This window comes from Lachnoanaerobaculum sp. Marseille-Q4761 (genome assembly GCF_017565785.1).
Classification (GTDB): Bacteria; Bacillota; Clostridia; order Lachnospirales; family Lachnospiraceae; genus Lachnoanaerobaculum.
On sequence record NZ_JAGEKB010000002.1, the window covers coordinates 506914 to 526020 of the forward strand.

A 19107-nucleotide genomic window follows, 5' to 3' on the forward strand; every position below is an offset into this window, starting at 1 on the left:
TTACACTTAAAACAAACTCACCCTTGTCTTCTCTTTTAAAATGCTTACTATTTTTTCTTTATTCCCTTTTGTGTATCTGTCAGGCAAAAGATATCCCCTTATAGCATCCACATATATTATTATAATTCCCGGCAGTATTCTTGAGCGAAATCCGCTCTCCCATTTAAAATCAATGCTCTCACCCTTTGATGAAACCACAATCCCCTCATCATTTATCTCCATCAAAAGCCCTGCTCTTATGGCTTCAGTTCTTGCCTGTTTTGCCGATTTTAAATAAAGGGTTGCAGGCTGTATTATCAAAAACATATTTGAAAGCAATAAAAACAAAATCTTTCTGGGAATATCAAATGTATTCCAGGAAGTAAACATATAATAATACATAGCCACTGTGAACAGCACATTAAATACCAATAAGAATCCTCTGTTACTGTGATACATTGAAAACAGCCAGATATCCTTTGCATTAAGCTGCATATCTATTTTTATTTTATTCATATCAATCCAATACCATGGACAGGGCAATTCTCTTTTTCTTTAAATCCACACTGTCCACCCTTACCTCAACAATATCTCCGACACTTACCGCTTCAAGCGGATGCTTTATAAATTTCTTACTTAACTTTGATATATGCACAAGCCCGTCCTGATGTACTCCGATATCCACAAATGCACCGAAGTCGATAACATTTCTAACAGTGCCCTTTAAAATCATCCCTTCTTTTAAATCTTCCATCTCAAGTACATCTGTACGAAGTATCGGCTTTTGCATCTCATCTCTTGGATCTCTTCCGGGTTTTTCAAGTTCCTTTACTATATCCTTTAAAGTAATCTCACCTATGCCGATATTTTCAGATACTCTCTTAAAATCGGATATTTTCTTTGAAATACCGTTAAGTCCCGCCAATGTAATATCTCCGCTACTATAGCCAAGACTTTCCAAAAGTTTTTTTGTAGCATCATAACTTTCAGGATGCACACTGGTCATATCAAGAGGCTCTTTACCCTCATTTATTCTAAGGAAGCCAGCACATTGCTCAAAGGCTTTAGGTCCAAGCTTTGAAACCTTTAAAAGCTCCTTTCTGCTTTTAAAACTGCCGTTTTCCTCTCTATATATTACAATATTTTTGGCAACCGCCTTTGATATACCCGAGATATACTCCAAAAGCGGTGCAGAAGCGGTATTTAAATCCACACCCACCTTGTTTACACAATCCTCCACCACTGCTGAAAGTGCTTCCGAAAGCTTCTTTTGATTCATATCATGCTGGTATTGCCCTACTCCTATGGACTTAGGATCAATCTTTACAAGCTCAGCCAGAGGATCTTCCAGTCTTCTTGCAATGGATGCGGCGGATCTTTGCCCCACATCAAAATTCGGGAATTCCTCCGTTGCAAGCTTGCTTGCGGAATATACACTTGCTCCCGCCTCATTTACAATAATGTATTCAAGCTTAGTATCAACTTCCTTTATCAGTTCTACAATAATAGCCTCAGACTCTCTTGAAGCTGTACCGTTTCCAAGAGAAATAAGACTTATATTATATTTTTTTATAAGCTCCTTTAATATCTTCTTGGACTCAGCCACCTTGTTTTGCGGTGCTGTAGGATATATTACCTTTGTATCAAGTACTTTTCCGGTCTCATCCACCACTGCCAGCTTGCAACCTGTTCTAAATGCCGGATCCCAACCAAGTACAACTCTTCCGGCTACAGGAGGCTGCATTAGAAGCTGTGTAAGATTCTTTCCGAATACCTTTATAGCCTCATCCTCGGCACTTTCTGTCAGGCTTGATCTGATATCCCTTTCTATAGAAGGCGCAATAAGTCTTTTATATGCATCCTCTATAGTATCCTTTAAGATCTGCTGTGTATGCGGATTATGCTTTTTTATAATTATTTTTTCCAAATATCTTATAATATCATCAGTCGGAGGATCAAGCTTTACAGTGAGAATTTTTTCATCCTCTCCTCTGTTAATTGCAAGGATTTTATATCCTGCTGTTTTTGAAACACTCTCCGCAAAATTATAATAATTTTCATATACCGATTCCAGGTCTTCATCCTTGGCATTTGACATAAGTATACCCTGTTTATAGGACATATCTCTTATCTTATTTCTAAATGCCGCATCATCTGATATCTTTTCAGCAATAATATCCATTGCTCCGGCTATTGCATCCTGCGGGCTTTCCACCTCAAGCCCCTCTTTATTTGAAAGATATTTTTCTCCTTCTTCTATTGCCGGTCTTTGAAGTTTTTCCTCATATATATCATTAGCAAAATTCTCAAGTCCCTTTTCAATGGCAATCATTGCTCTTGTACGCCTCTTCGGTCTGAAAGGTCTGTATAAATCATCCACTGCCACTAAGGTCATAGCCGATTCTATTTCTTTTTTTAATTCCTCGGTCAGCTTGCCCTGCTCCTCAATGGCGGATATTACCTGCTCCTTTTTTTCTTCAAGATTTCTAAGATATCTAAGTCTTTCATCAAACTGTCTGAGTATTTCATCATTCAAAGAGCCTGTTACTTCTTTCCTGTATCTGGAAATAAAAGGTATGGTATTGCCCTCATCAATAAGTTTTATGGTAGCCTCCACCTGTGTAGTCTTTATTCCAAGCTCATCTGCAAGTATTTTTGCTATATCGGTCAAATTTGCCTCCTCTTTATCAATGTGCTATATACAATTGGATATAATCCTGTATAATTTTAATCTGCTCCGGTTTAAACTGACTTAATATCCTCTGATCTTTTAATTGAACCACAACAAAAAGTATCATAGCGTATACAATAAGTCCCATCATTATCCCAATCATTCCCGTAATTATTCCGGCAATCGCTCTTCCTCTGATACCTCCCTTTGCCGATATAATGGCAAAGGCAATGGAGAATATACCTATAGGAATACCCATCGGTACTCCCGAGGTAGGGAGGGCACACATATTTGACAGTATGGAAACTATCCCAAATACAACAGCTCTGTTTTCCCATCTCTTTTTTGCAATATCTTCAGTATTTTTCATCTGTAATCCCCGTCTATTTAAGCAGGTCAATGCCTTTAAAAATCAAAAACCAGTCCTTTATAATCCAGTTTAAAATCAATACGACAACACCTACATATAACATTGGTAAAATAATTTTGTCCTTATTCAGACTTTTACCACTAATCTTATACTTTACTACAAAAACAAAAAAAATAAAAGTTGATATAAGCATATAAAGTATTATAGGGTTATAAATAAAGCTTTTCCATATATTTCCTCTTACCAGAAATCTTAATGACCTCGTGGCACCGCATCCCGGACAATAAAGTCCCGTCATCTCATGAAATACACAGGGGTACATAAAATCCCCAATTTTTTCAAATATTTTATCTATCATCTTCTCTAATATAATTTGGCACCACCAATGGTAGTGCCAATAAAACTAAACTATCTTTGTTCTTATATATTTTATCACACCGCTTAGATTATTCAAAGCATTAAGGAAATCTTTTTCCTTAATTACTCCGGTTATCAAAGCGAATTCATCCTTGCCGTCCAGATATACCTCTTTGGCATCATTAAATTCAGATTTGCATTTTGCTATAAACTCTCCGTCTCTTCCCATAAATCTGACAAAGTATCTGTGGCTTGTCTCTTTAATATCTACAACTTCCTGTTTTTTCTCACCCCAGCCAAATGCCACATTTTCATTTTTATTCTTTACTATAGCAACTATATCCGCAACTACGGCACTTGCAGTAGGTAATTTACCTGCGCCGCTGCCATAGAGCATACTCTTTCCGAGCATATTCCCTTCCACCATAATGCCGTTAAATACATCATTTACCATAAACAAAGGATGATTATGCTCCACCATTACAGGTGCCACAAATGCATAAACTTTTCCGTCTTCAAACTTTGCATCACCGCAAAGCTTTATAGATGTATGTAAAGCCTTGGCATATTCAAAATCTGTAGTATCTATCTTTGTAATACCCTCAGTATATATATCCTCAAAGTTAACTCCCTTTCCTGTGGCAAGTGAAGAGAGTATAGCTATCTTTCTGCAGGTATCATGCCCTTCCACATCCGCCTCCGGATTTCTCTCGGCATAGCCAAGCTCCTGTGCGGTTGATAATGCCTTTTCAAAGCTCTCACCCTCGGCATCCATCTTTGTAAGTATATAATTTGTAGTACCGTTTAATATACCTGTAATCTCTTTAAAATGTTCACCGGCATAGCTCTCAGTCAATGTTCTTATAATCGGAATACCTCCACCGACACTTGCCTCAAAGAAAAAGTTTACATTTCTTTCTCTTGCAATCTTTAAAAGCTCGGTACCGTGTGCAGCGACCAAAGCCTTATTTGATGTGGTAACATGCTTGCCTGAAAGCAGTGCATCTCTTACAAACTCAAATGCCGGAGATGTTCCTCCCATAGTTTCCACTACCACATCTATATTTTTATCCTCTATAATTTCCTTTATATCATGCACCATTAAGCTTTCCCACTCACTTCCCGGAAACTCTCTAAGGTCAAGTATCTTTTTTACGGCTATCTCCTCACCTGTCTTTTCCTTTAAAAGTGCATTATTTTCTTTTATAACTTCATATACGCCCGAACCTACCGTTCCAAATCCTAATATCGCAACACTAAACATATTTTACTCCCTAGCCAATATTTTTATATCAAAGATGCCGTTCAAATTTCCGATTTCATCCACCATACTCGATAAATCTCCCGTATCCTTTAATACCTCAATGGACAGAGAAATCGTCGCCACACCGCTTACCGGTATTGTTTGATGTATTGTCAGTATATTTGCATGATATTTTGCAACCACTGCCAAAAGCTCCGACAGCAGACCTAATTCATCAGACATTTGAATTGAAAGGGTTATATTTCTTCCTTTTGAAGAATCATCAAATGGAAATATATCATCTTTGTACTTGTAAAATGAACTCCTGCTTATGCCACATTTATCCGTAGCTTCTTTTACAGTCATCATTTTATCCGCAGTCAACATCCTTTTGGCTTCAACCACCTTAATAAGCACCTCAGGTATTGCTTTATCTTTTACAACATAATATTTGATATTTTGCTCCATGTTCGCCCCTAAAATACATCTGTTCGTCTACCGCATAATGATAGCATAATGAATTTTAAATTGCAAGCAAAAATCATATATTTAAGCATGAAAAAGAGGCTGCCTTCACAGCCCCTTAAAAATTTAAGCTAAACTCTTTTTTACCTCATTTGATATCTTACTCTCAAGCTCTCTTGCGCTTGCTTCATTCTCGCTGCTTATAGCAAGATAAAGCTTTAACTTCGGCTCCGTACCTGAAGGTCTGAGTACCGCTGATGAATTGCCCTCAAGTATATACTTGATAACATTTGACTTCGGTAAATCTATCGGCTTTTTCTCACCTGTAGCAAGATTTGTCTGAGTGGAAGTCTCATAATCTCTTACCTCTAAAATCTTTACTCCTGCAATATCCTTTGGAATATTATTTCTGAAAGTATCCATTATCGCATCCATCTTCTTCATTCCGCTCTCACCTTCAAACTCAAATGAATAAAGTGTATTCAGATAATATCCGTATTTTTCATACAATCCGTCAAGCACCTCAAGTAAGGACTTATTCTGTGCCTTATAGTATGCAAACATCTGTGCAATCAGATATGCACCGTTTACCGCATCCTTATCTCTTACATAGCTGCCTGAAAGATATCCGTAGCTCTCCTCAAAACCGAGAAGATATCTGTCCACTTCACCGTCTTTTTCAAGATTTGCAATCTGATCTCCGATATATTTAAATCCTGTAAGCACATCTCTTGTCTCTATGCCATAGTCGTCTGCAACTCTGTTTACAAGATCTGTAGTAACAATTGTTTTTACAACTACAGGCTTCTTTGGCATAATTCCCATAGACACTTTTCTCTTTGCAATAAAATCTGTAAGTAAAACTCCCACTTCATTACCTGAGAACAGTCTGAAATCATCATTTTGCTTTACGGCAATACCCACTCTGTCACAGTCAGGATCTGTTGCAATAAGAATATCCGCGCCCACTTCTTTAGCTACATTTAAGCCTACTTCAAGTGCTTCTCTTATCTCGGGGTTCGGATATGGACAGGTCGGGAAGTCTCCGTTTGGAGTTGCCTGCTCCTTTACAACCTCTATATTTGTAAAGCCGTTTTTCTTAAGGCAGGTGGTAACCGATCTTAGCCCTGTTCCATAAAGCGGTGTATAAGCAATCTTTACATTCTTAACAATATCATCACCTATAAAGGTCTGTGTTGAAACCGCATCTATAAAGGCATTAAATGTATCTTCACTTACATACTCTATAATACCCGACTTAAGTCCCTCTTCAAAGTCCACAAGCTTATAATCGGAGAAAGTATCTACATTATTGATTTCATCAAGTATCCTGTCAGCAGCCTCATTTGCTATCTGACAGCCATCAGCACCATATACCTTATAGCCGTTATACTTTGCCGGATTATGGCTGGCTGTAACCATTATACCGCCGTCGCATCCAAGCTCTCTTACCGCAAAGGAAAGTGCCGGTGTAGGCATAAGCTCTTTCCAGATATATACCTTTATTCCCGCACCTGCAAATACACTTGCTGCCCTTCTTGCAAATACATCGGAATTATTTCTGCTGTCATAAGCTATTGCAAGTTTTGGTGATTTTGATACTGAATTTATATAATTTGCCAGTCCTCTGCTTGCCTTGCCTACAGTGTAAATGTTCATTCTGTTGCTTCCCACGCCAAGCACACCTCTAAGACCTCCGGTACCGAATGCCAATTCCTTATAAAATCTGTCATTGATAGCCTCTTCATCATTTGCAATAGATGCAAGTTCTTTTCTAAGAGCCTCATCGCTAAGTTCGGCATTCTTCCATGTCTCATAAGCTTTTTTTGTAAGTTCGTTCATAATGCTCCTTTCATGGGAAATCAGTCCCTTTTTAACTTTTTCATATGGTAATATAATAGCAAATTTTCGGTCTAATTACTACTATGTTTCGCACTTTCTCTGCCATAATAAAAAATATATTGTTGAATAACTCCGGCATATCCTTTATACAATTCCAAAGGAAATTCTCCGTCATAATGTTCATCAATCATCCTCTTTATCCACACATCGATAGGGAAGGCGGCTATCCTGTGATATCCGAATAATGCCACACAATTTGCCACCTTTATACCCACACCCTTTAGACTCATCAATGCTTTTAAGAGTTCCTCATCATCAAGTGAGTCAATAGCATTAAGATCTATATCTTTTCTATATACCGCTTTTGCACTTGCCTCAATATAAGGGCTTCTGTATCCCAGTGAGCAGGCATTTAAAGCTTCTATATCCGCATTTGCAAATTCCTTTGGTGTGGGGAATGTATAAAACTCCGTATCGGCATCAATATTTTTAATAAATTCAGGTATTTTCATATCTATTTTTTTGCCATAGACCTTTGCAAGTTTTTCAATAGAGGATTTTATTGCAGGAATACTTTTTCTTTGTGAAATAATGAATGATATCAGCATCTCCCATTTATCCTGATTTAATATCCTTATACCGTATGAATACTTTGCCGCATCCTTTAAAAATATATCCGTTTCCGGTATATTTTTTTCAAAATCACCATAATCAAGTCTTAAATCAAAATAATCAAGCCAGAATTCATTAAACTCTTTTTCGCTACAGGATAATATATAGCCGTTTTTATCTTCCTTTATAAAAAGCAATTTATCTCCCGCCACAAGGCTAAACTCATCATCATAAACATTAAATCTGAATATCTGACCGCTGTCTGCAATCTTTTTCATATCCAAATATGGGTATTCTATCCTAAACATAGTATTTTCCAATCATTATTTTTTCTTTAAAATCCAAAGGTAAATCACATTCCAAATATATTCTTTCTCCTGTAACGGGATGTATAAAATCAAGACTCTTGGAATGTAGCAATGGCCTCACATCTTTTTTACCATACTCATTTTCATTATACAAATAATCCCCTGCCAAAGGAGCACCTATATGGCTCATATGGACTCTTATCTGATGAGTCCTGCCCGTTTCAAGTCTCAGTTCAATAAGAGAATACTCTCCGAACCTCTTAATCATTTTAAAATATGTAACAGCTCTTTGTCCGTCCTCGCTTACCTTTCTCTTGATTAAGGTATCATTTTCTCTGGCTATAGGCAAGTCAATAATTCCTTCTTTTGCCAATCTGCCTTCATCTCTTACTATAGCATTATAAACTCTTTTTATCTGTCTTTTTTGCATGGCTATATTTAAAATGCCTGCACTTAAAAAATGCTTTGCCACAATGGTCAGTCCCGTAGTGTCCTTATCAAGTCTGTTGATACATCTGAAAACAAAGTTTTTGTCTTTATAATAATGCATCAAGGCATTTGCAAGTGAATTCTCATAATTATTAAGGCTTGGATGAATGGGCATATCGCCGGGCTTATTTATCACCACAATATCCTCATCCTCATATTTTATATCAAGCTTTATATCTACCGGCACTATATTTTCGCTTTTTTTATATTCACATACACGAACAAGAAGCCGGTCATTTAGCTCCGGCTTCTGATTCATATAAGCCCAAACTCCATTGAGCATTATACCGTTTTCATATTTTTTTAAGTCTATAATATTGGAGGAGGAATATCCCTTTGACTTTAAAAAGCTTGCAATATCCCTATACTCCCCGTCTATTATATATAGAATCTCTCTTTCCATTATTTCATCATCTTCTTTATCATATTTGAAAGCTCAAATATTTTTTCTTTTCTTTCCTCATCACTTCCTGTAGCAGCCGCATCCATAATGCAGCCCTCTATATGAGCTTCAAGGATAATCCGATTTGTCCTCTCCAAAAGGGCTCTGGTGGCAAGTACCTGATTTGATATATCAATACAGTATCTGTTTTCCTCCACCATTTTTATAATACCCTCCAGCTGTCCCTTGGCTGTCTTTAGCTGCCTCAGTACAGTTTTAGAATCGGCTCTCATTATACAACCTCATAGCCCGCATCTGTTATAGCCTTTTTCACCTTTTCCAAATCAGTATCGGCACTGTGTTCTATTGTAACATTTTTTGCTTCAAGATTCACTAATGAATTGCTGACACCTTCTACTCCTCTTGTCACCTTCTCCACATTTGCCTTACAATGCTCACACATCATCCCGTTTACATTTATTACTGTTGTCATATTTTTATCCTCTTTTCTTTTATTTTCAATGAGTTCTATCTCATCATTTTCCGTATTGTTTTTCTTTATTTCCTTTGGCTTAAAGGCTCTGAGTCTGAGAGCATTACTTACCACACATACACTGCTCATACCCATTGCCGCCGCTCCGAACATAGGGCTTAATCTCCAGCCTAAAGTAAGATAAAATACTCCTGCCGCCAATGGTATTCCGATTGAATTATAAAAGAATGCCCAAAAAAGATTTTGCTTTATATTTCTTATTACAGCCTTACTAAGGTCGATAGCTGTGGCAACATCCTTTAAAGAGCTGTGCATCAGCACTATATCCGCACTCTCTATCGCAATATCCGTTCCTGCACCTATTGCAATACCTACATCGGCTCTTGCAAGTGCCGGTGAATCATTGATTCCGTCACCTACCATTGCCACCTTATGCCCCTCTTTCATAAGCTTTCTGATATGTTCTTCCTTATCTGTCGGAAGTACCTGCGCTATCACCTTTTTAATACCGGCTTGTTTTGCAATAGCCGTTGCGGTACTTTTATGATCTCCCGTTAAAAGTATTACATCAATATTTCTGTTTTTAAGAGCCTGTATCGCTTCCTTACTGTCTTTTTTTATGGTATCCGCTACAGCAATTATTCCAAGCAGTTTGCCGTCTTTTATAAAATACATAGGTGTCTTTCCCTGTGCCGCCAGCTCATTTCCTTTTTTAAACACTTCAAAAAAGCTTTCATCATCCCCATACTGCTCTTTTACAGCCTGCTCATTTCCTGCAATGATTTTAGAATCACCTACAAATGCTACAATTCCTCTTCCTGATATCGCCTCAAATTCCTTTGGGGAAACTATATTCAATCTCTTTTCCTTGGCTTTTTCCACAATTGCCTCAGCCAAAGGATGCTCTGAAGCACTCTCCACACCCGCAGCTAATGCTAAAAATTCATTTTCATCTATATCAAATCCTAAAATATCCGTAACTACAGGCTTACCCTCCGTTACAGTACCTGTTTTATCAAGTACAACAGTATCTATACTGTGAGTGGTTTCCAAAGCTTCTGCCGATTTTATAAGTATTCCGTTTTCTGCTCCCTTTCCCGTTCCGACCATTATAGCCACCGGAGTTGCAAGTCCCAGTGAACATGGGCAGGATATAACAAGTACCGATATTGCACAATTAAGAGCAAATGAAAAGCCGAATCCCAGTGCTATCCACACTATAAATGTCAGCAAAGAAATACCCATTACTACAGGTACAAATACTCCCGCAACCTTATCCGCCATCTTTGCAATAGGTGCCTTGGATGATGATGCCTCCTCCACCAAAGCTATGATTCTTGAAATAGCTGTATCCTCTCCTACCTCTGTAGCTTTTATCCTTACACTCCCGTTTTTATTGATGGTGGCGGCTATAAGCTTATCTCCCGTCTCTTTTTGCACCGGTATACTCTCACCTGTAATAGCACTCTCATCCACGCTTGTACTGCCCTCTATTATAATGCCGTCAACAGGTATACTCTCTCCCGGTCTTATTATTACTGTATCACCTACTGCTACATCCTCTGTAAGAATATTTTCTTCCACTCCGTTTCTCAATACATTGGCGGTCTTCGGTGATAAATCTATAAGCTTTGATATTGCATCGGTTGTTCTTGCCTTTGATGATGTTTCAAAGAACTTACCCAAAGTTATCAATGTCAAAATCATTGAAACAGACTCAAAATACAGATTCATACTGTATTCCACAACCGTATTCATATCAGAATTATTTAGAGCATAGCCCATAATATATATTGTTATTACACCGTAAAAAAATGCCGCACATGTGCCTATTGCAATAAGTGTGTCCATATTCGGTGACAGGTGAAAAAGTGATTTAAATCCGCTTATATAATATTTCCTGTTCACATACATTACAGGCAGTACAAGTAAAAGCTGAGTCAGCGCAAAACCTACAGGATTTCCCTTTACCGATAAAAACTTCGGCAATGGAAGTCCCACCATACTTCCCATACTGAAATACATTAAAATAACCAAAAATACTATGGATACCTTCAATCTGAACTTCATTGAATCTATAGCATCATCATTGGTCTTTTTTATGGTTTTCTCTTTTTTTATCTCATTTTTTGCAAGAGATGCACCGTATCCCGCATCTTTTATATTTTTTATTATATCCTTTGAGCTTAATTTATCCTCTTTATATTCCACCTGCATGGAATTGGTCAAAAGATTTACCGCTACATTCTCCACACCTTCAAGCTTGCCTACTACCTTTTCCACCTTAGCGGAACATGCGGCACAGCTCATTCCGGTAATATTATACTTCTCCTTTAACATATTTTCCTTTCTATGATTAAATATCATTAAAACTGTATCATTAAATTTGTCGCCATATACCCGACATTTTAACTATACAGCATATAAGCACTATATCTTCATACAGTTATAGTATACTTTTCCTCTTGATACCCCCACGGGGTATATGTATATTATAGTCTTTATTCTTACTATGTCAAGCAATTCTGTATTTTTTCTTACATAAAATGTCTTTATAGATAAAAAAAGCCTTACAATATGGCTTTTTTGCTTTATTCTTCTTGACAAAACGCCCTAAACAGACTATAAAAAATATGTTATGAGTGGTATCGTACCTCATAATGATTCTATATTGCCGTTAAAAATTACGGTAGTAATATATATTTATTATAATGTTTTTTAACATTATTTTTAGGAGGAAGAAAATGAATAGAACAGAGTTAATCGATGCTATGGCTAAGAAGATGGGTAATTCCGTTACAAAAAAAGAGGTTGAATCAGCTCTTAAGTCTTTTGTAGATGTTGTTACAGAGGAACTTTCAAATAAGGGGAAAATCCAGCTTGTTGGTTTTGGAACATTTGAAACATCTGTAAGACCTGCAAGAGAAGGTAGAAACCCAAGAACCGGTGAGACAATGAAGATTGCCGAAAGTGTTGTTCCAAAGTTTAAGCCGGGTAAGGCACTAAAGGATGCTGTTAATAACTAATGCGTATTGACAAGTTTTTAAAGGTTTCAAGAATAATAAAGAGAAGAACAATAGCCAATGAAGCATGTGATGCGGGACGAGTTCTTATAAATGATAAAGTCGTCAAGGCATCTGCCGAAGTAAAAGTTGGAGATATTGTTGAAGTATTATTTGGTGGCAAGTCTGTGAAAATAGAAGTTCTTTCCTTAAAAGAAACAACAAAAAAAGATGAGGCACAGGAATTATTTAAATATCTTTAGTAAAAATAGCCGGATCTGCCGGCAAGATTATGCCGTATGGATGTGGAATACAGCCAGACGGCATTTTTTATAATAAAATAAAAATACCATTGTAAATATAGAGAAAGAAAAATATGTGGATTGCAGATAATTGGAAGGACTATGAAATATTAGATACTTCAAATGGCGAAAAGCTTGAAAGATGGGGAGATTATATACTTGTGCGTCCCGATCCCCAGGTGCTTTGGAATACAGGTCATAATCACCCGGCATGGAAACAAAAAAACGGTCACTATCACAGAAGTAAGGCAGGTGGCGGACATTGGGAGTTTTTTAATCTTCCTGATACATGGAGTATTGACTATGAACTGCCTTCATCAAAAATAACCTTTAATCTAAAACCTTTTACATTTAAGCATACCGGAGTGTTTCCGGAGCAGGCTACCAACTGGGATTTCAGCTATAATAAAATAAAAGAAGCCACAGATAAAAACAGGGAAGTAAATGTCTTAAACCTGTTTGCATATACAGGCGGTGCCACCTTGGCTGCCGCTGCTGCAGGTGCAAATGTAACACATGTGGATGCCAGCAAGGGAATGGTAGGATGGGCAAAGGAAAATATGGTAAGTTCCGGACTTTCAAATTCCCATATCAGATGGCTTGTGGATGACTGTATAAAATTTGTCCAAAGAGAAATAAGACGCGGTAATACTTATGATGCTATAATAATGGATCCCCCTTCATACGGCAGAGGTCCAAAGGGTGAAATATGGAAAATAGAGGACTCCATATATGATTTTATAAAGCTTGCTACAAACCTTTTAAGTAAAGAGCCTCTGTTCTTTCTTATAAACTCATATACAACAGGGCTTGCCCCGGGTGTACTCACTTATATGTTGCAAAAATCATTGGAAGAAAATAAACTTCCGTCTGCAAATACTCAGTCAATGGAGATAGGTCTACGTGTAAATAAATCAGACTTTATACTGCCATGCGGCGCCAGTGCAAGATGTACCTGGTAAAAAAGAGTCGACACACCAAAAAGTGTGCCGGCTCTTTTACTTTGTTAAATTACTTTATACTAAATCTTGGTTTCTAAATCAGCTTTTATCTTCTCCACCGCATCAAGTAGATCCTTTGCCTCAATATCGCATTTTCTACTATATTTTCCGTCATTTCCGGCAAAACCTGTGTTTACCAAAACAGATTTAACCCCCGCATTTCTTGCCGTTTCAAGATCCATGGTGGAATCCCCCACCATATATGATTGTGAAAGATCGATATTATACTTTTCTACAGCATTCATTACCATACCTGTCTTTGGCTTTCTGCATTCACAGTCAAATTTTAGCTCAGGCACTTCTCCTTCAAATCCCTTATCAGTATGATGAGGACAGTAAAAGATATCATCTACAAATGCCCCCTTTTCACCTAAAAGAGTTTTAAGCTTATTGTGAATATTGTGTAATTCTTCAAAGGAGCATTCACCCCTTGCAATAACAGGCTGATTTGTAATAACTATAGCAAGCGCACCGCTCTTATTTATAGCCTTTACAGCTTCTATAGTACCCGGAATAAGTTCCAAATCCTCCGCCTTTGATATAAAGCCCTTTGACACATTCATAGTACCGTCCCTATCAAGGAATATGGCTCTTTGTTTATTTTTAAGATTCTTTGCAGCTATAAGTCCGCTCCTTAGCTCTTCCACAGTAGCATTTATTCTGTCCACAGTGCCAACATCCTTCACATATTCAGGTGAATGATATGCATAGATATTTGCCCCCAGCTTTACCTGATTTGCCAGTATATCCTTCTCAAAATCAATCTTTAAAGGCTCCTTTACCAAATCAAGCAAATCTCTATTTAATATATACATACCTGCATTGACCATATTGTCATACCAGTAATCTCTTACATTATGTTTAGAGTCAAAACCTATAACCCTTCCGGTATCATCCATCTGTATAAGATCCGAATCATATGGATGCCCGTTTGGATGCGCGAGAAGTGTAGTCAATGCCGAATTTTTAAAATGAAAATCTTCCATTCTGTCAAAATCCAAATCAAAAAAAACATCTCCAAAAATAAGCAAAAAATCCTTTGCATCTATTTTATCTTTCAGATAATAAAATGCTCCTGCCGTTCCAAGAGGCTCTTTTTCAAAAATATAATCAATATCTACTCCAAAAGCTCTCCCGTCCTGAAAATGCCCCGATATCTTTTCACCTAAATGGCCTACAATCATTATTATCTTTTTAACACCGTAGCTTTTAAGCTTTTCCACCTGATATTCAAGTAATGGCTTACCGTCTACAGGTACCATAGGCTTTGGTATCTCATCATTTGTTATACTTAAGAGTCTGCTGCCCTTACCCCCTGCCATTATAACCGCTACATCAATATTTTTCATTGTTTTAACCTCTCCAAAACTTCATCAAATGTAGGAATACTTACAATTCCACCTCTTTTTTCAACACAGAGGCTGGCAACCGCATTGCCATATCTTGCAATATCATACATTTGTTTTGTACTTATATTATCCAAGTCAACATTTTCATTTAAGAATCTTGCCACAAGTCCTCCCCAGAACGAATCTCCTGCCCCTGTGGTATCTACTACATTACTTTTAAAGCCCGGTACCTCCACATATCCTGTTTTTGATACAGCCAAAGCTCCCTTTTCACCAAGAGTCACCACCACAAGCTTTATTCCGTTTTCCACCAAATATTTACCTGCCGCAAGAGGCTCATTATATGGTGTAAGAAGTGAGGTCTCCTCATCTGAGATTTTCATAATATCAGCAAATGTTGACATAAGCCTCATCATTTCCACCGCATTTTCCACACTGTCCCAGAGCGGTTCACGGTAATTTGGATCATAGGATATAATTGCTCCGGCTTCCTTTGCAATTCTTACAGCCTCAAAGGTGGCACTTCTTGAAGGTTCATCCGTAAGTGAAAGTGAACCCACGTGGAAGATTTTTGTATCCGCCAATATATCTTTATTTATCTCTTCTATACAAAGTTTTGTATCCGCTCCCGGTTTTCTTGCAAATGAAAAACCTCTCTCTCCGGTTATAGATAGGCTTACAAATGCCAAAGTGGTAAAGACTGAAGGGTCTGTTATCAAACTTCCTGTATCAATCGGTACACTTTCCAGTACACTTCTTAAAAAATCACCATGCATATCTGCACCTATCTTACCTATAAATGCTGTTTTTAAACCTGCTCTTGACACCGCAGTCAGCATATTTGCCGGTGCTCCTCCCGGATTTTGTTCAAACAGTCTCATTCCTGTCGCTGAAAGTCCTGCCGGCGTAAAATCTATTAATAACTCTCCCAATGCAACTACATCAAATTTTTTCATTTAAAAATCCATCCTTTGTATAATTTGAGTCTATCTAATTTAAAAGTCTTTTACAGGCTTATAAATCCTAATGTGTTTAATATTGCACTAACCAAAATAATAACTAAAAATATGGGTGCAAATACCCTCATAACTATATTATAAAGCTTTTTTCTTTTAAAAACAGATGAATATGAAATTTCATCATCAATTTTCTTTAATGTAATAATTTTTACCACCAGGTAGCAGGTAGCCAAAGCAGCTATGGGCATCATTATGGAATTTGTAAGGAAATCCAAAAAATCAAGTATAGGCATCTTAAATATCAAAACGAAATCAAGGATTCCATAGCCTGCCGCAGATGAACCGCCTACAAACACCATTATAAATGTCATTAATATAATGGATTTATTTCTGCTTAAGTTTAATTCATCACAAAAGGTTGATATACTGGTCTCAACAAGTGATATCGCACTTGTAAGAGCCGCTAAAAGAACCAGTAAAAAGAATCCTATACCTGCAATTCTCCCCGCACCCATGCTCTCAAAAACTTTCGGCAATGTAATAAACATAAGTGAAGGTCCCGCTTTTAATTTATCGGGATCACCTCCTGAAAAAGCAAACACCGCCGGAATAACCATAAGCCCTGCAAGTATTGCAACTCCCGTATCTACAAGCTCCACTCTTGATGTGGATATCTCCACATCCACATCTCTTGTAAGGTAGGAACCGTAGGTGTAGAGTATTCCCATAGCAATGGATAATGAATAAAACATCTGTCCCAAAGCCGCAACCACGGTCATCAAAGAAAAATTATTAAAATTCGGAATAAATAAATACTTTACTCCTGCCATAGCCCCCGGTCTTGTAACTGAATAGATAGCCACTATAACTGCAAGTATAATAAGCAGCGGCATCATTATTTTTGAAACTCTTTCAATCCCCTGCTCCACACCTCCAAGTATTACAACAAAGGTGGCAATTGCAAATATTAAAAACCAGAAAAAGACTATCTTTGTATCACCTATAAAGCTTCCAAAATACCCGTCACTTGCAAGTCCGGATACATTCCCCTTTATATATTCCACAAGGTACTTTACCACCCAGCCTCCTATTACACTGTAATAAGGCACAATAAGTACAGGTACTATTGCATTTATAAAACCGCCTATTTTAAGTAATTTACTGTTTCCGAAATGATTAAATGCTCCTATGGCACTTCTCTTTGTCATTCTTCCTATAGTGGTTTCAGACATTATCATAGCATAGCCGAATGTAAGTGTTAAAAGCATATATGTAAGTAAAAACATTCCTCCGCCGTATTTTGCAGCCAGGTATGGAAATCTCCAAATATTACCCAGACCTACCGCAGAACCTGCGACTGCGAGTATATATCCCAAACCTCCTGAAAAGTTCGCTCTTTTTTCCTTAACATTTTCAAGTTTGGTTTCTTCGCCGTATTTAAAATTGTCAGACATATTCATCCCCTTTGTTTTTCTTTGTTAAGACTAACATTTTAAAAGTTTTTTTACAAGGATAATTTAAGATAAATCCCTATAAATAACTAATATTATGTTACAGTTCAGCTATCGTCTTTAGAGTTTTTTCACAATCCTAATAACAACTCTTTCTTAAAACTTCACAGTATTTTACGCAGTCTGCAAAAACTCATTTATTTGCTGAACCTTTTTATCACAAAAAATTATGGCAGATATTTAATTAAATATCCATATCCCTCTTCTTCCATCTTTTCAAGAGGAATAAACTTAAGTGCCGCTGAGTTTATACAATATCTGAGTCCTCCAAGCTCAGCCGGACCGTCATTAAACACATGTCCCAAATGGGCATCCGCACTATTGCTTCTTACCTCTATTCTTCTTCTGCCAAGACTTAAATCTTCCTTATACTTTACCAAATCCTTTTGTATAGGCTTTGAAAAGCTTGGCCAACCGCAGCCCGACTCAAACTTATCCGTAGAAAAGAAAAGCGGTTCTCCTGAAGTGATATCCACATAGATACCCCTTTCAAAACTGTCCCAATATTCATTTCTAAAAGGTGCCTCGGTAGCGGCATTCATTGTAACATTATATTGCAAATCTGTTAGTCTGTTTTTCAGGTTTTCATCATTTTCCTTTTTATAATTTTCAGACCTTACTATAGGCTCATTTGCCCATTCCAAGTTTATATGACAGTATCCGTTCGGATTTTTATCAAGATAGTTCTGATGATATTCTTCAGCATCATAAAAGTTTTCTATTTCTAAAACCTCTACTGCAATCTTATCAATATACTTTTCCTGCTCCCTTTTTAAAGCATCATTTATTATGGGCAGCTGCTCCTCATCTGTATAATAAATACCTGTTCTATACTGTGTACCCACATCATTTCCCTGTTTGTTAACAGAAATCGGATCAATTATTCTAAAATAATATATAAGTAAATCCTCAAGACTGATTATATTATCATCAAAATCAATTCTTACAGCCTCTGCATGTCCTGTATTTTTGCGACATACATCCTCATAACTTGGATTCTTTGTATTGCCGTTTGCATAACCGCATTCCGTATCCACCACACCTTTTATTCTTTTAAAATAACCTTCAACTCCCCAAAAGCAGCCACCTGCCAAATATATTCTATTTATCATTTTTACTCCTTATTAAAAGTGGTCAAAAGACATTTGACCACATAATCCTTCTTAATTATATCATTTTATTTGTTTTTAACAATTGGATTCCTTAAATACATATAAAAAAGGATAAACTTATAAAAGTTTATCCAAAGTTGTTTTCTGCAATTCTATATTTAATGAACTCTGTATCCTGCCGAATTCTTTATTTAAAATACATTCACCACATCTGTTATTTATACAATCATATCCATCTCTTATACATTCGGTGATGCTCATATCCTCACCCAGAGCAGTACAAATATCATATAATGTAGTATTTGAAAGATCACATTTTAAATAATAGCCCCCGTTAACGCCTCTCATGCTTCCTATAAGCTTAGATTTTAAGAGGCTGTTTAAAACCTTATATGTTATAGCCTGTGGTAGATGTTCTTTTTTAGCCACTTCCGTTGCCGAGACCTTTGTCCCCTCCTTTAAGGCTCTGATGATTCTTACGGCATAATCCATTTCTCTGGTTATTAGCAATTTTGTCCCCCTATATCGTTTATTCTTTAGGTATTAAGTTTAGTATTTAAATATTAGCATAAAGTACTAAATTTATCCATCATTTTTTATAAGTTTTTCTATGCAAATTTGATATGAGCTCTGATAAACAGGGATTATATCTTTATATAA

The 19107-nt window shown here is 37.0% G+C and carries 19 protein-coding genes; 3 read left to right on the forward strand and 16 right to left on the reverse strand.

Annotation, left to right across the window (positions count from 1 at the left end):
* Positions 1 to 6: 6 nt before the first annotated feature.
* From J4O15_RS09625 to J4O15_RS09675, 11 genes are all read right to left on the reverse strand, one after another.
* Positions 7 to 495, reverse strand: coding sequence for a YcxB family protein (locus tag J4O15_RS09625; protein ID WP_208100601.1), 489 nt, complete (start codon positions 493 to 495; stop codon positions 7 to 9).
* Position 496: 1 nt separating this feature from the next.
* Entirely contained in the window at positions 497 to 2650 is a 2154-nt protein-coding gene (locus tag J4O15_RS09630) for a Tex family protein (RefSeq protein ID WP_208100602.1), read from the reverse strand.
* A gap of 16 nt (positions 2651 to 2666) precedes the next feature.
* Complete coding sequence (locus J4O15_RS09635) at positions 2667 to 3020, reverse strand: hypothetical protein (protein WP_009220962.1); 354 nt, start codon at positions 3018 to 3020, stop codon at positions 2667 to 2669.
* A gap of 13 nt (positions 3021 to 3033) precedes the next feature.
* Positions 3034 to 3378, reverse strand: coding sequence for a DUF2752 domain-containing protein (locus tag J4O15_RS09640; RefSeq protein ID WP_009220961.1), 345 nt, complete (start codon positions 3376 to 3378; stop codon positions 3034 to 3036).
* A gap of 45 nt (positions 3379 to 3423) precedes the next feature.
* A complete protein-coding gene (locus J4O15_RS09645) occupies positions 3424 to 4641 on the reverse strand; it encodes a homoserine dehydrogenase (protein ID WP_208100603.1) in 1218 nt (405 codons plus the stop codon).
* 3 nt (positions 4642 to 4644) lie between these two features.
* Complete coding sequence (locus tag J4O15_RS09650) at positions 4645 to 5088, reverse strand: ACT domain-containing protein (protein WP_208100604.1); 444 nt, start codon at positions 5086 to 5088, stop codon at positions 4645 to 4647.
* Positions 5089 to 5211: 123 nt separating this feature from the next.
* Complete coding sequence (locus J4O15_RS09655) at positions 5212 to 6927, reverse strand: phospho-sugar mutase (RefSeq protein WP_208100605.1); 1716 nt, start codon at positions 6925 to 6927, stop codon at positions 5212 to 5214.
* Between the two features lie 71 nt (positions 6928 to 6998).
* Positions 6999 to 7847 (reverse strand): DNA-3-methyladenine glycosylase family protein, encoded by an 849-nt coding sequence (locus tag J4O15_RS09660; protein ID WP_208100606.1) that lies wholly within the window; start codon positions 7845 to 7847, stop codon positions 6999 to 7001.
* Complete coding sequence (locus J4O15_RS09665; protein ID WP_208100607.1) at positions 7840 to 8739, reverse strand: RluA family pseudouridine synthase; 900 nt, start codon at positions 8737 to 8739, stop codon at positions 7840 to 7842. Before J4O15_RS09665 ends, J4O15_RS09660 begins: the two co-directional genes overlap by 8 nt.
* On the reverse strand, positions 8739 to 9011 hold the full coding sequence (locus J4O15_RS09670; RefSeq protein ID WP_009220955.1) for a metal-sensing transcriptional repressor: 273 nt from the start codon (positions 9009 to 9011) through the stop codon (positions 8739 to 8741). Before J4O15_RS09670 ends, J4O15_RS09665 begins: the two co-directional genes overlap by 1 nt.
* Entirely contained in the window at positions 9011 to 11551 is a 2541-nt protein-coding gene (locus J4O15_RS09675) for a heavy metal translocating P-type ATPase (RefSeq protein WP_208100818.1), read from the reverse strand. The genes J4O15_RS09670 and J4O15_RS09675 overlap by 1 nt, the downstream gene beginning before the upstream one ends.
* A gap of 371 nt (positions 11552 to 11922) precedes the next feature.
* Between J4O15_RS09675 and J4O15_RS09680 the strand changes: the two genes are divergently transcribed.
* The 3 genes from J4O15_RS09680 to J4O15_RS09690 all read left to right on the forward strand — a co-directional run bounded on the left by J4O15_RS09680 (position 11923) and on the right by J4O15_RS09690 (position 13477).
* Positions 11923 to 12237 carry an HU family DNA-binding protein gene (locus J4O15_RS09680; protein WP_279545886.1) on the forward strand — a complete coding sequence of 105 codons (315 nt, stop codon included), beginning with the start codon at positions 11923 to 11925 and terminating at the stop codon, positions 12235 to 12237.
* Entirely contained in the window at positions 12237 to 12476 is a 240-nt protein-coding gene (locus J4O15_RS09685) for an RNA-binding S4 domain-containing protein (RefSeq protein ID WP_009220952.1), read from the forward strand. The genes J4O15_RS09680 and J4O15_RS09685 overlap by 1 nt, the downstream gene beginning before the upstream one ends.
* Before the next feature lie 113 nt (positions 12477 to 12589).
* Positions 12590 to 13477, forward strand: a complete 888-nt coding sequence (locus tag J4O15_RS09690) for a class I SAM-dependent methyltransferase (RefSeq protein ID WP_208100609.1) — start codon at positions 12590 to 12592, stop codon at positions 13475 to 13477.
* A 59-nt stretch (positions 13478 to 13536) separates the two neighbouring features.
* Here the strand turns inward: J4O15_RS09690 and J4O15_RS09695 are convergent, their stop codons facing one another.
* The 5 genes from J4O15_RS09695 to J4O15_RS09715 form a co-directional block, all read right to left on the reverse strand.
* Entirely contained in the window at positions 13537 to 14865 is a 1329-nt protein-coding gene (locus J4O15_RS09695; RefSeq protein ID WP_208100610.1) for an HAD-IIIA family hydrolase, read from the reverse strand.
* Positions 14862 to 15821: a carbohydrate kinase family protein gene (locus J4O15_RS09700; RefSeq protein WP_208100611.1), complete on the reverse strand. Its 960-nt coding sequence runs from the start codon at positions 15819 to 15821 to the stop codon at positions 14862 to 14864. Before J4O15_RS09700 ends, J4O15_RS09695 begins: the two co-directional genes overlap by 4 nt.
* 50 nt (positions 15822 to 15871) lie before the next feature.
* Positions 15872 to 17278: a sodium-dependent transporter gene (locus J4O15_RS09705; protein ID WP_208100612.1), complete on the reverse strand. Its 1407-nt coding sequence runs from the start codon at positions 17276 to 17278 to the stop codon at positions 15872 to 15874.
* Positions 17279 to 17502: 224 nt separating this feature from the next.
* Positions 17503 to 18447: a peptide-methionine (R)-S-oxide reductase MsrB gene (gene msrB, locus J4O15_RS09710; protein WP_208100613.1), complete on the reverse strand. Its 945-nt coding sequence runs from the start codon at positions 18445 to 18447 to the stop codon at positions 17503 to 17505.
* Between the two features lie 117 nt (positions 18448 to 18564).
* Complete coding sequence (locus J4O15_RS09715) at positions 18565 to 18957, reverse strand: RrF2 family transcriptional regulator (protein ID WP_009220946.1); 393 nt, start codon at positions 18955 to 18957, stop codon at positions 18565 to 18567.
* Positions 18958 to 19107 lie beyond the last annotated feature (150 nt).

What these genes read in the sequence shown, in the direction of transcription:
- J4O15_RS09625 (WP_208100601.1), bottom strand. Translation starts at nt 495, where the DNA reads ATGAATAAAATAAAAATAGATATGCAGCTTAATGCAAAGGATATCTGG.
- J4O15_RS09635 (WP_009220962.1), bottom strand. Translation starts at nt 3,020, where the DNA reads ATGAAAAATACTGAAGATATTGCAAAAAAGAGATGGGAAAACAGAGCT.
- J4O15_RS09640 (WP_009220961.1), bottom strand. Translation starts at nt 3,378, where the DNA reads ATGATAGATAAAATATTTGAAAAAATTGGGGATTTTATGTACCCCTGT.
- J4O15_RS09645 (WP_208100603.1), bottom strand. Translation starts at nt 4,641, where the DNA reads ATGTTTAGTGTTGCGATATTAGGATTTGGAACGGTAGGTTCGGGCGTA.
- J4O15_RS09650 (WP_208100604.1), bottom strand. Translation starts at nt 5,088, where the DNA reads ATGGAGCAAAATATCAAATATTATGTTGTAAAAGATAAAGCAATACCT.
- J4O15_RS09655 (WP_208100605.1), bottom strand. Translation starts at nt 6,927, where the DNA reads ATGAACGAACTTACAAAAAAAGCTTATGAGACATGGAAGAATGCCGAA.
- J4O15_RS09660 (WP_208100606.1), bottom strand. Translation starts at nt 7,847, where the DNA reads ATGTTTAGGATAGAATACCCATATTTGGATATGAAAAAGATTGCAGAC.
- J4O15_RS09665 (WP_208100607.1), bottom strand. Translation starts at nt 8,739, where the DNA reads ATGGAAAGAGAGATTCTATATATAATAGACGGGGAGTATAGGGATATT.
- J4O15_RS09670 (WP_009220955.1), bottom strand. Translation starts at nt 9,011, where the DNA reads ATGAGAGCCGATTCTAAAACTGTACTGAGGCAGCTAAAGACAGCCAAG.
- J4O15_RS09675 (WP_208100818.1), bottom strand. Translation starts at nt 11,551, where the DNA reads ATGTTAAAGGAGAAGTATAATATTACCGGAATGAGCTGTGCCGCATGT.
- J4O15_RS09680 (WP_279545886.1), top strand. Translation starts at nt 11,923, where the DNA reads ATGTTTTTTAACATTATTTTTAGGAGGAAGAAAATGAATAGAACAGAG.
- J4O15_RS09685 (WP_009220952.1), top strand. Translation starts at nt 12,237, where the DNA reads ATGCGTATTGACAAGTTTTTAAAGGTTTCAAGAATAATAAAGAGAAGA.
- J4O15_RS09690 (WP_208100609.1), top strand. Translation starts at nt 12,590, where the DNA reads ATGTGGATTGCAGATAATTGGAAGGACTATGAAATATTAGATACTTCA.
- J4O15_RS09695 (WP_208100610.1), bottom strand. Translation starts at nt 14,865, where the DNA reads ATGAAAAATATTGATGTAGCGGTTATAATGGCAGGGGGTAAGGGCAGC.
- J4O15_RS09700 (WP_208100611.1), bottom strand. Translation starts at nt 15,821, where the DNA reads ATGAAAAAATTTGATGTAGTTGCATTGGGAGAGTTATTAATAGATTTT.
- J4O15_RS09705 (WP_208100612.1), bottom strand. Translation starts at nt 17,278, where the DNA reads ATGTCTGACAATTTTAAATACGGCGAAGAAACCAAACTTGAAAATGTT.
- msrB (WP_208100613.1), bottom strand. Translation starts at nt 18,447, where the DNA reads ATGATAAATAGAATATATTTGGCAGGTGGCTGCTTTTGGGGAGTTGAA.